At 68.6% G+C, this 12,033-nt stretch carries 7 protein-coding genes; 6 read left to right on the forward strand and 1 reads right to left on the reverse strand.

What is annotated here, in order from left to right:
• Positions 1 to 193 precede the first annotated feature (193 nt).
• The 6 genes from QF032_RS25375 to QF032_RS25400 all read left to right on the forward strand — a co-directional run bounded on the left by QF032_RS25375 (position 194) and on the right by QF032_RS25400 (position 11,494).
• The gene (locus QF032_RS25375) at positions 194 to 4,123 is read left to right on the forward strand and encodes a PglY protein (protein WP_307057616.1); all 3,930 of its coding nucleotides are present in this window, start codon (positions 194 to 196) and stop codon (positions 4,121 to 4,123) included.
• Positions 4,123 to 6,900 (forward strand): BREX-2 system phosphatase PglZ, encoded by a 2,778-nt coding sequence (gene pglZ / locus QF032_RS25380; RefSeq protein ID WP_307057618.1) that lies wholly within the window; start codon positions 4,123 to 4,125, stop codon positions 6,898 to 6,900. The genes QF032_RS25375 and pglZ overlap by 1 nt, the downstream gene beginning before the upstream one ends.
• A 4-nt stretch (positions 6,901 to 6,904) precedes the next feature.
• Positions 6,905 to 8,236, forward strand: coding sequence for a BREX system ATP-binding protein BrxD (gene brxD, locus QF032_RS25385; RefSeq protein ID WP_307057620.1), 1,332 nt, complete (start codon positions 6,905 to 6,907; stop codon positions 8,234 to 8,236).
• Complete coding sequence (locus tag QF032_RS25390; RefSeq protein ID WP_307057623.1) at positions 8,233 to 10,377, forward strand: DEAD/DEAH box helicase; 2,145 nt, start codon at positions 8,233 to 8,235, stop codon at positions 10,375 to 10,377. The genes brxD and QF032_RS25390 overlap by 4 nt, the downstream gene beginning before the upstream one ends.
• A 437-nt stretch (positions 10,378 to 10,814) precedes the next feature.
• Positions 10,815 to 11,099, forward strand: a complete 285-nt coding sequence (locus QF032_RS25395) for a hypothetical protein (RefSeq protein ID WP_306949488.1) — start codon at positions 10,815 to 10,817, stop codon at positions 11,097 to 11,099.
• Positions 11,081 to 11,494 carry a DNA-binding protein gene (locus QF032_RS25400; RefSeq protein WP_306949487.1) on the forward strand — a complete coding sequence of 138 codons (414 nt, stop codon included), beginning with the start codon at positions 11,081 to 11,083 and terminating at the stop codon, positions 11,492 to 11,494. Before QF032_RS25395 ends, QF032_RS25400 begins: the two co-directional genes overlap by 19 nt.
• Before the next feature lie 162 nt (positions 11,495 to 11,656).
• Here the strand turns inward: QF032_RS25400 and QF032_RS25405 are convergent, their stop codons facing one another.
• Positions 11,657 to 11,905, reverse strand: a complete 249-nt coding sequence (locus QF032_RS25405) for a hypothetical protein (protein WP_307057624.1) — start codon at positions 11,903 to 11,905, stop codon at positions 11,657 to 11,659.
• Positions 11,906 to 12,033: the final 128 nt, after the last annotated feature.

Below are 12,033 nucleotides of genomic sequence, written 5' to 3' on the forward strand. Positions count from 1 at the left end.
CCCGGGTGCAACGCTGGGTGAGGTAGAGGGGCCTCTGGGGTGTGAGAGGTTGCGCAGAGTGATCGACCCGTGCGTGAAGGGTACGAAGGGCCGGTTGCGCACACGTATGGCCTGGCAAGATTGGCGGGGGCGCGCAGCAGCAGCGTGTCACCGGTGCAGCCGGGGTCCAGCCGAGTGAGGGAATGATCGTCTGATGTCGACCAGAGAGCTCGTCCTGCGTGACGTCATCGCCGTCAAGGAAGACGTCCACGCCGGAAACTTCAAGGTCGACCTCTCTCAGGGCTTCAACGAGACCGATGAGCGGGTGGGCGAGTACGTCGTCACCGAGCAGCTGCAGAAGCAGTTCCGCAAGGCGCTCGGTTTGGTCGCCGACGCCGTGCGCACGGGCGACTCGCACGCCGCCTATCTGCACGGTTCGTTCGGCGCCGGTAAGAGCCACTTCCTGACCGTGCTGCATGCGGCGCTCAACAACCACCCGGCGGCGCAGGCCAAGCCCCGCCTCGCCGAGGTGATGGCCGAGCACCAGGACTGGCTGCCGAGCAGCCGCTTCCTGATGGTGCCCTACCACCTGGTCGGCTCCGCGGACCTGGACTCCGCGCTGCTCGGCGGGTACGTGCACACCGTGCGTCAGCTCCACCCCGAGGCGCCGACGCCTGCCGTCTACCGGGCCGATGCGCTGCTCGCCGATGCGCAGCGGCAGCGCGAGTTCCTCGCCGATGACGACAAGTTCCGGCAGTGGCTCGGAGTCGGAGCGCCGACGGCGCAGGCCGCCGTGGCGAACGAGGACGATGCCGACGATGTGCCACTGATCGACGCGGGCACGGGCGACATCGCCGTCCCGGTCGACTGGAGCACCGCCGAGCTGGACGAGGCCTTCGCGGCGAAGGCCGGCGATCCAGAACGCGACCGTTTGGTGTCCGCGTTGGTCAGCGGCCCGATGGCGGCATACGCCCGCGCGGCCCGCGGTGACAAGGACTCCTTCATTCCGCTGGAGAACGGACTGAAGGTCATCTCACGACATGCTAAGGACCGCGGCTACGACGGCGTCGTACTCTTCCTCGACGAGCTGATTCTCTGGCTCCAGGCGCACATGGGGGAGCAGGACTTCGTCCGGGACCAGGTGCAGCGGCTGGTCAAGCTGATCGAGTCCGGCGACGGGGATCGGCCGGTGCCGATCGTGTCGTTCATCTCCCGCCAGCGTGACCTGTCCCAGCTGATCGGTGCGGACGTCGCGGGCGCCGAAGTACAGAACCTCGAGCAGCAGATCGACTACCTCGCGGGGCGGATCGACGTCGTCGAGTTGGAGGACAGCAACCTCGTCGAGATCATCAAGCACCGGGTCCTCGCCCCGCGTCCCGGTATGGAGCAGGCCCGCGACGACGCGTTCAAGCTCGTCGAGTCGTCCCGGGACGAGGTGCGGCAGGTCCTTCTCGACGCACAAGGCCGCACCGAGGCGAACTGGGACGACTTCCGCACGCTCTACCCCTTGTCGCCCGCCCTGCTCAACGTCCTGGTCGACCTCTCCGGGGCGCTGCAGCGAGAGCGGACCGGCCTCAAGCTCGTACAGGAACTCCTCGGGCGCCGCCTCGACGACCTCAAGCTCGGCGAACTCATCCCGATAGGGGACCTGTGGGACGTCATCGCACAGCGCACCGGCGAGGCGTTCACGGCCAAGCTGAAGGCGGAGGCGGAGACTGCCCGGCGCTTCCACGAGCGGGTACGCGACCACCTCATGACGAAGTACGGATCGGCCGACGACAAGCGATTCCAGACCGACGACCGGCTCATCAAGACGCTGCTTCTCGCCGCCCTCGCCCCGCACGTGCCCGCGCTGTCCCGACTCACCGGCGGCAAGCTCTCAGCCCTGAACCACGGAACCATCCGGACTCGGGTCGGGGACGCGGGCGCGGTCGCGGTCAAGCGACTCCTTGAGCTGCAGTCCGAGGGCTTCGACGGTGAACTGCGCAGCGAGGGCGACAGCACCGACCCGGTGTTCCATCTCCACCTGTCCGACCTCGACGTCGAACCGCTCCTCGAAGAAGTGCAGGGTGTCGCCGATCAGCTCGGCTACCGGCGCCAGTGGATCAAGGACCAGCTGTGGGCTGCGCTCGGAGTCCCCGACACCCAGGCGTTCGTCTGCATACGGGAGGTCGTGTGGCGCGGGACGAAGCGCACAGCCGAGTTCGTCTTCGGGAATGTCCGCGACCCCCATCTGCCCGACGAGCAGTTCAGGCCGCAGCTGGGCAGCGACCTGAGGATCGTCATCGACTACCCCTTCGACGACGGCGACCACTCGCCGATGGACGACGTACAGCGGGTCGACCGGATGAAGCGGGCAGGAAAGTCCGCCCCTACCGTCGTCTGGCTGTCCGACTTCCTCTCCGAGCAGAAGAGCCGCAACCTCGGACGCCTCCTCAAGATCAACTACCTGCTTGAGCGGGACCGGCTCGAGGAGCACACCGCCACGCGCCCTGCCGACGAACGCGCCCAGATCCGTAACCAGCTCAAGGCGTCCAGGGACAATCTCACCGGTCAGCTCACCGAAGCGCTCCAGCAGGTGTACGGCATCGCCCGGGCCGAGCCCGGCACCACAGGAGCCGAGGTCCCCGAAGGGAAGCACCTGCTCACCCTCCAGCCCGGTTTCACCCGCACCAACCCCGAGGCAGCCGTCAGCTTCGAGGAGAACCTCTACTTTGTCGCGGACGACATCCTCGCGGCACGCCACCCCAAGCACCCGGACTTCGACCCGCGCCTCACCCGCAAGGCCATCACCAAAGCAGAGCTGAAGACCACGCTGACGTGGATCAACCGGGCCATGGCGGACGGCAGTCGCCGCGTCGTCGTCGACGGACACCAGCTGGCCAGCGTACGGAAGATCGTCCACGCCCTTGGTCTCGGCGAGGTGCACGACGGACCGCTCAACGTCACCAACGACTGGCGGTTGCGGATCAACAAGAAGGCTGCGGAGAACCCCGACGTCGGCCCTGACCTGTCGGTGGAGGACATCCGTACCTGGATCGAGGAGCTCGGCTACACCGGCCTGGACCGCAACGTCAGCAACCTGATCATCGCGACCTATGCCCTGCTCGACGACCGCACCTGGGTCTACCAGACCTCGCCACTGACCGAGGCCCCCGACCTCGAACGAATCGGCCAGGGGTACGGGCTCCGGGCGGTGGAACTCCCAAGTGAGGACGAGTTCACCACCGCCCTGGGACGCGCGGGTAAGATCTTCGGCAAGACCGTCTCGCGGGTGCTGTTCGCCCGTAACGTCGCCAGTCTCGCGGAGAAGGTCCGTAAGGTCGCCGAGGACAATCAGCGGGCGGTCGGCGATGCTCGCACCCTGCTGCAGGACAACGCGGCACGTCTCGGCCTGGCAGGGCCGGGGGGCGCGGACGCCCCGCGTATCAAGTCCATGAAGGCGGCGGCCGATCTCGTCGCGCGCTTGCTGCGCGCCGATTCCCCTGCCGCCCTGGTAAGGGAGCTGGCTGCCGCGGCGTATGACGTCACAGACGGGGAGATCGGGGCAGCGCTTGTTCAGGCCCCTGAAGTGCTCACCGCGCTGCGCTCGCCCGACTGGACGGAGGACCTCGACACGGTCCGCTCCCTCACGAACCGGGGCGACAGCGTCGGTGAGCGAGCCGCCCGGCTCCTCGACCAGGTGTCCCGGACCGCAAACGAGCACGAGGAAGAGTCCTCGCTCGTTCCCGTACTGGACGGGCTGCGGGACAGCACGAAGGCGCTGATGCGCGAGGTGGCCCGGCTCGCACAGGCAGCCCCGCCCGTCATGCCTCCGGAGCCCGCGGTGTCATCGGAGCGCACCGCCCAGGACGTCAGTCTCACCGAGCACGGGAATCCGCGTGTCCCCACGCCTCCCGTCACGGCACCTCCCGCCGACGGCGCGGGCACCGGGTCCGCGCCCGCGCACCCGGGCCTCTCGGATACCTCCCACCCTGTGCATGTGGTGGAACCCAGGCGGCTCGAAGCGACTCTGGCCGCCACGGTCACCCGCATCGAGGATGAGATCCGTACCTTTCTGGTAGCCCATCCCGACAGCCGGGTCCAGGTCACCTGGAAGCCGATCGCCGCCGAGGGCAGCGACAGTGAAGGGACCGGAGACTGATGGCCCCTTCCGCGCCGCGGGTCGGGCGACGCACCGTCGAAGCGCTCCTGACCGCGCACAAGGACAGCCTGCGCGAACGCAGCCTGGTCCTGATCCACGGCCGTTACCTCCCAGGAGCGCCCACCCGGTTCACGACGGCCGTCGAGGATGAGCCCCGCCGCGTGCAAGTCCGGGACGAATCCTCCGTCCTCGGCGTGACAGCCGCCTGGCACGATCACCGGGACACGGCCGGACCGGGCGACGTCCTCGTGGTCACCACCGGGGTCGACGACGAGCAGCTCGGCTGGGACCTGCGCGGGCAGGCCATTCTTCGCCGCACGCTCACCGTCGAGAACGCGGAGGTCGTCACCCAGCGATTCGGCGCCACCGGCCTCGATGTCCGTATGTACGGCATGGAGTGGCTCCTCGAAGCGCTCCTGGAAGCCGAACCCTCCGACACCGGTTGGCCGCGCGTCGGGGGACTGCTCACCCTTGACACGGCACTGCGTGTCCTGGCCGTACAGCGGCTCGGCCTCGGCTCCGGCGAGGGCGGAACCGGGGCCGGTCCCCAGGCGCAGCCGCCCACGCTCGACACCGACACCCTGCTCGCCTGGTCGCGTACGCCGGCGGGCCCACTCCGCTTCGCCGAACTCCCCGTCATCGAACGCACCGAACTGAAGAAGTGGCTCGGCGACACGGCGGGCCCCGCGGCACCGGTGCTTCTCTCCCTCGCGGAAGCCGGACTCAGCCACGACGCCATGGCGCTCGGCGTCCTCGCGGCAGTCTTGAGGGACCCTGCTGTGGCTCCCGACACCGCCCTCACGATCGGCAGCCTCTTCGGGCAGGTTATGCCCCGCCGGGCAGCCCTCAGCGCCTTCACCGACGCAGTGGAAGGGACGCTGACCCGCTGGATCGTCCAAGCCAGGACCAGCCCGACCACCCGGCGACAGGTCTTCGCCGTACTGGACCGTGCCGACCAGCTGGCCGAAACAGCGGGCCTGACCGAGACCCTCACCAGGAGCCGGTTCCTGCCCACCGGATTCGCCGCGCAACTCGGCAGGACCGTCGCCGAAGCACGCCGTTCCTCCACGGCAGGAGAGACGGCGCTCGCCGACCTGGCAGGACACGGCCTTGCCGCGCTCTACCCGGACCGGGTGCAGGTGGCGGAGATGGCGGTGCGCATCGCCCGCTGGCTGGAACAGCCCGAACCGGCCGTGTCCACGGTGGAGCGCGGCATCCGCTCCCAGATCACCGACTGGGGCTGGGCCGACCGCGCGCTCACCCTCCTGTGGGCAGGGGACCCCGGCGGCGATCTGGCCACAGGTCGCGAACTGCAGGGCCTCTACGAGCAGGGCCGGGCGCGCAGAGAACGCCTCGACGAGCAGTTCGCCCGCCACCTCGCGGCCTGGTCCGCGCACGCTACGGCGCACCAGCCGAACGGCGCCCTGGTCATCGAGAACGTACTGGAGACGGCCGTACGTCCACTGGTCGGTGCGGGAGCGCCCCTGGTCGTCGTACTCGACGGGATGAGCTGCGCGGTCGCCATACAGCTCGGTGAGGAGACGGAGCGCGAAGGCTGGCGGGAGGTCGTGCCGCGCCCAGCCGACGGACAGTCGGCAGGCCGGATGGCCGCGGTATCCATGCTGCCCTCCGTCACCCGGACGAGCCGTGCCTCGCTTCTCACCGGAGAAGCAGTCCAGGGTGGGCAGTCCGTGGAGGCCGCAGGCTTCCGCGACTTCTGGAAGCGGCACCGCAAGGAAGCCGCCCTCTTCCACAAGGCGGACATCGGTGGCGAGACGGGCCACGCTCTTGCCCACGAGCTCATGGGTGCACTCGCTTCCGAGGCGGTCGTCGGCGTGGTCCTGAACACCATCGACGACGCGCTCGACAAGGGACAACAGGGACGCGGAACGACCTGGGGCCTCGACGACATCACCCACCTGCGGGACCTGCTGTCAGCGGCCAAGGGCTACGGGCGCCCGGTCGTGCTGGTCGCCGACCATGGCCACGTCCTGGAGCGGGGCAGCCGCAGCGGCAGCACGGAGGTGCCCGCAGCCGGAGCGGCCTCGCCGCGATGGCGGACCGGCGGACCGGCCCAGGACGGAGAGATCGAGATCCGGGGAGACCGGGTCCTCGAAGGAGGCGGCAGTGTCGTCCTGCCATGGCGTGAGGACATCCGGTACACCGGACGCAAGGCCGGCTACCACGGAGGCGCGTCTCTCGCGGAGGTGACCGTCCCCGTGCTCACCCTTGTCGCCGTCGCCGCACAGACGCCCAAGGGCTGGGACGGGCTGCCGCGGGAGCGGTCGACCCCCGCATGGTGGAGCGAACCCCTGCCGGGAACCGAGCCCGCACGGGCGGCCCTTCCCGCAGCCGGGAGCGCGGGAGTCGCGGTGGAGACAGAGTCGCGTCAGGACACGACCGGCACCGAGGCCCGCATGAGTTCTTCGGCCGTCCCCCGAACCGCCGTCGGCCTGGGCAGCGAGGTGGTGGCGAGTGAGGTCTATGCAGCGCAGAAGGAATATGTCCGCAAAGCGCCGGAGGCGAAGGTCGTCGCCGCGGTCATCGACGCTCTCGTCGCCGCAGGCGGCACCATGTCTCCGGCGGCGCTCGCGGCGGCGATCTCCGCGACCGGACGTGTCCGGCGCAACATCGAGGGTTTCGTCGCAACCGTTCAGCGATTGCTGAACGTCGAGGGCTATCCCGTCCTCGGATTCGTCGACGCCGGACACGCGGTGAAACTCGATGTCCCGCTGCTGATGGAGCAGTTCCTGCCGCGCCCGAAGCTGAAGGAGTAACGAGATGTCGCTCTCCGCCCCGGTGAGCGTGGCCAGACGCCGCGAGGTCATCGACGCGCTGCGACGCGGCACCGTACCGCAGGCCGGCCTCGATCTGTTCGCCGTGGGGCTCGGCCGGTTCGAAAGCGCCCTCGACGACGACCTTGCCACGGTCACCCGCGGCGGTGCCGCCTTCCACGCGATCCGAGGCGACTACGGGTCCGGCAAGACTTTTTTCGCACGCTGGCTGACCGAGCGCGCCAAGCGGGCCGGCCTGGCCACCGCGGAAGTGCAGATCTCCGAGACGGAAACACCCCTGCACCGTCTGGAGACGGTCTACCGAAGGCTCACCGAACGCCTGGCCACCGCCACGCACCAACCCAGCGCACTGCGAGCGGTGATCGACTCCTGGTTCTACACGCTGGAGGAGGAGGTCCTCGACGGCGAGGACCTCGACGAGGAGGACGAGGCGGCGCTCTCCGAGGCCGTGACCGCACTGATGGAGCGACGGCTCTCCGATGTCGCGCGCACCACCCCCGCGTTCGCTGCGGCCCTGCGCGGCTACCGCCGAGCGGTCACGGAGGGGGACGGGGCCACCGCGGAAGCGCTGATCGCCTGGCTCGGCGGACAGAAGTCCGTCGCGGCGTCGGCACGCCGCTCGGCAGGAGTGCGCGGAGACCTCGACCACTTCGCAGCCCTAGGCTTTCTCCAGGGCCTGCTCACCGTGTTGCGGGACTGCGGCCACCCTGGTCTTCTCCTCGTACTCGACGAGATCGAGACGCTTCAGCGGGTCCGCGGCGATGTCCGGGAGAAGGGCCTCAACGCACTACGGCAACTCCTCGACGAGATCGACGCGGGCCGGTTCCCCGGGCTTTTTCTCGTCATCACCGGCACCCCTGCTTTCTACGACGGTCAACAGGGCGCGCAGCGGCTGCCTCCGCTGGCCCAGCGTCTGGCCACCGACTTCACCACCGACCCGCGCTTCGACTCGCCGCGCGCGGTGCAACTCCGCCTGCCGGGCTTCGACTTGCCCAGGCTCGGCGAACTCGGCCGGAACGTCCGCGACCTCTACCAGGCGGCAGCGACCCATCCCGACCGGGTGGCCGCACGCGTCGACGACCGTTACGTCGACGAGCTGGCCACAGCTGTGACCGGTGGACTCGGCGGCAAAGTCGGCGTCGCACCGCGCGTCTTCCTGCGTAAACTCGTCGCCGACGTCCTGGACAGGGTCGACGAGTTCGAGGACTTCGACCCGCGCGAGCACTATGCGATCACGATCGCGGAGGCCGAACTCAACAGCGTCGAGCGAAACGCCGCGGCCGGGGACGCCGACGACATCGCGCTGGAACTGCCATGAGCGCGGTCGGTGAACTGGAACCGGCGCTCGTCCACCACATCGTCAACACCCTTGGCTGGAAAGGCCTGCGCCCACTCCAGGAAGCAGCGGTGGAGCCGCTGTCCCGGGGCGAGGACGCCCTCCTCCTCGCCCCTACCGCCGGCGGGAAGACCGAAGCGGCGTGCTTCCCACTGCTGTCCCGGATGCACCGCTCCCGGTGGTCCGGCACGTCGGTGCTGTACCTCTGCCCCCTCAAGGCGCTGTTGAACAACCTGCTGCCCAGAGTCGAGACGTACACCTCCTGGCTCGGACGCGGTGCCGCACTCTGGCACGGCGACACCACCTCCGGAACCCGCAGGCACATCCTGGCGGGTCGGCCGGACGTCCTGCTCACCACCCCTGAGTCGCTGGAAGCGATGCTGGTGAGCGTCAATGTCGATCATGCGTCGTTCTTCTCGGGGCTCCGAGCAGTAGTGGTCGACGAAGTGCACGCCTTCGCCGGCGACGACAGGGGCTGGCACCTGCTGGCCGTACTGGAGCGACTGCAGCGCGTGGTGGGACGCCCACTCCAGCGTGTCGGACTCTCGGCGACGGTCGGCAACCCCGGCGAACTCCTCACCTGGCTCCAGGGATCGGGGGCGGGCTCACGCCCCGGACAGGTCGTCGCCCCGCACCTGGACGCGCCGACGGGCGCAGCGAGTGGTGCAACCCCTGGGTCCGTACCGCCCGGGGACATCCAGCTCGACTTTGTGGGATCGCTCGAGAACGCGGCGACCGTCATCAGCACCTTGCACCGCGGCGAAAAACGCCTGGTCTTCTGCGAGTCACGGCGCCTGGTCGAAGAACTGGGATCAGCGCTACGAGCACGAGGAGTGACCACGTTCCTCTCTCACGCATCGCTCTCGCTCGACGAACGCAGGCGGGCGGAAGCGGCTTTCGCCGAAGCGCGGGACTGCGTGATCGTGTCGACCAGTACGCTCGAACTCGGCATCGATGTCGGTGACCTGGACCGGGTCGTCCAGATCGATGCCCCGGCCTCGGTCGCGTCCTTCCTGCAACGGATCGGCCGTACCGGACGTCGCCCCGGGAGCTCACGGAACTGTCTCTTCCTCACCCTCGACCGCGCCGGCCTGCTGAGTGCGGCAGGGCTCCTGTTGCAGTGGTCGCGAGGCTGGGTCGAGCCGGTGGTCGCACCTCCCGAGCCGCGGCACATCGTGGCTCAGCAATTGCTCGCCCTCTGCCTCCAGGAGGGCGGCGTCGGAAACAATCTGTGGCATGAAGAGTGGAACGGCCTCGGGCCGTTCGGCCCGTCCGCGCAGCCGATCGTCAAACACCTGGTGGCAGAGGGGTATCTCGATCAAGACGACGGGCTGCTCTTCATCGGCCCGGAGGCCGAACGCCGCTTCGGGCACCGGCATTTCATGAACCTCACCGCGGTATTCACCGCCCCGCCTCAGTTCACCGTCCTGCAAGGCCGGACCGAGATCGGCCGTACCGACCCCAGCCTGCTCACCGAACAGATCGCCGGCCCCCGTCGGCTCCTGCTTGCCGGGCGGAACTGGCAGGTCACCTATATCGACTGGAAACGGAAGCGGTGTTTCGTCGAGCCGGTCGACGGGGGTGGCAAAGCTAAGTGGAGCGGGGCTGGGTTCGGCCAGGGTGCGTCCTTCCGGCTCGTCCGCGCGGTGCGTGAAGTACTCCTCGGCACCGACCCCCCGGTGAATCTGACCCGGAGAGCTCAGGGCTGCCTGGAGGAAACACGGGAGCACTTCATGGAACAAGTGCATCCAGGAGGAACTCTGATCGTGCGGGAACAAGGAAGAGCAGACCAGCTGCGCTGGTGGACATGGGCCGGACACAGGGCGAATGCCACTCTGGCCGCCACCCTCGGTGGCGTCGCGGTGCCAGGACAGCGTCTCAATGATCACTGGGTGCGCCTACGGGACGACCTCACTCCGACGGATTGGAGACTGGTCCGACAGGATGTGACGGAGCGCCTGGCCTTGCCGGATATCGACGAGAAGGCTGTCCGCGGTCTGAAATTCGGGGATGCCCTCCCCCCGCGACTGGCCGAGGCGACACTGGCGATCAGACTCGCAGACCTCGAATCTGCGGCTGCTGTGCTGTCCGAGCAGGTGCGCTTCACCGGAGGGGGCGTCTGAACTGCATGGTGCTGGGATGAAGCTCCCGTGCTGGGATCGTGCTGGGATGACCCCCTCCAGAACCACGTTTCCGCAGGTGGGAGCCTTGCCCTGCGGATTCCGCTTCAACGTGTAGCGGCAGACGTGTCACCACGTCGCTGATCTGGCAAACATGCAGGTCAGGGAGGGTCCGACTCTTTGGAGTCGGGCCCTTGGTTTTTCCCGTGCCGGGATGGTGCCGGGATAGCTGACCCCTCGTCACCTGTCGTCATCCTGGTCATCCGTACCGTGCTGGGATCGTGCCGGGATGGGATGGGAACGCCCGTGCTGGGTTTCGGACGTTGCGCTGCCCGATGCGAGGGGTGGCGGGAGAGGCTCCGTCCACATGCCTTCGTCACGACTCCAGGGATCCGCGCAGATCGTGGCGCTTTTCCTACTCGTTTGACACACTCGGGGGTATGGGTGAGACGACGTACAGCATTGGGGAAGGGCCGGCGACGCGGGTGAGCCTGTCGCTGCCCGAAGGGACCGCGGAGGCGATCCGGGCGCGGGTGGGCAAGCGGGAGTTCTCCGCGTTCATCGCCGAGGCGGTCGAGCGTGAGCTGCGTGGCCAGGTACTTGACGAGTACTTGGCGGACCACGAGAGCCGCAAGGGGCCGGTCTCTGAGCAGGCCCGGCAGCGGGCGCGCCAGGTCTTCGACGAGGTGTTCGCCGAGGAGGCCGAGTGGCCCGCCGCAGGCTGAGTCACGAGGGGACGCTGGTCGTCGACAGCGAAGGTCTTTCGAAGATGCTCGCCGATGACGAGCAGGTGGTGGCCCTAGTCGCCGAGGCGCGCTCGCGCGGTATGGAGGTCGTGATCAGCGCGCTAACCATCATCGAGGCCGTTCACGCTCGTACGAATATGCCCCGCCTGAACTGGGTGCTCTCCGGACTGCGTGTGGTGCCGGTGGGCGACGAGGAGGCGAGGACGGCTTCGAAGTTGCTGATGGATGCTGGTCTGCACGGGCATGAGTACGCGATTGATGCGGCGGTTGCCGAAGCCGCGCTGCGACAGCACCGCCCGGTGGTCATGTTGACCTCCGATATCGACGACATGGTCAAGCTGTGCGGCGATCGGGTCCGGCTCGTGGCGGTCTGATTTCTGCGGTCGGGGGTGGTCCGGGTCTCGTCTACCTGGTCACCGACAAAGAGATCGTCGTCCTTGCCGCTCGTTACCACTGCTGACCCCTCGGCTGCCGGCCTGTTCGAACCGTGCTGATGCTGTGCTGGCCCGGGCAGGTCGCCCCAAGCACCGGCTTCGCTATGCGGGGCCGCTCGGAAACAGAAGCTCGTACGGCAGGTGATCGTCGTCCGGCACGCGCGGCACGTAGTCCGGGGCCGTGCGTGCGGCCACGGACAGCAGGCGAGCGGCAGCCTCCTCCTCGGAGAGGGAGGCGAGCCCGAGGGCGTGCAGAAGACGGTCGCGCTCGGCGTCGAACTCCGGATGGTCGGCCCGAAGGTCCGAGTCGAGCTCGCTGATCGCGAAGCCCTTCGCCAGGTCGCGCCACAAGGCAGTACGGCGATGAGGGTGATCGCCTCGACGAGGTCGGCGCCGATCAACGTGGCCTGGCCCTCCGAGTCGGCGTACAGGACGGGCCTCTCCTCGGCACCGGCCTCCCCGCACAGAAAGTACGTGCC

The organism is Streptomyces achromogenes, from assembly GCF_030816715.1.
In the GTDB taxonomy this organism is placed as follows: domain Bacteria; phylum Actinomycetota; class Actinomycetes; order Streptomycetales; family Streptomycetaceae; genus Streptomyces; species Streptomyces achromogenes_A.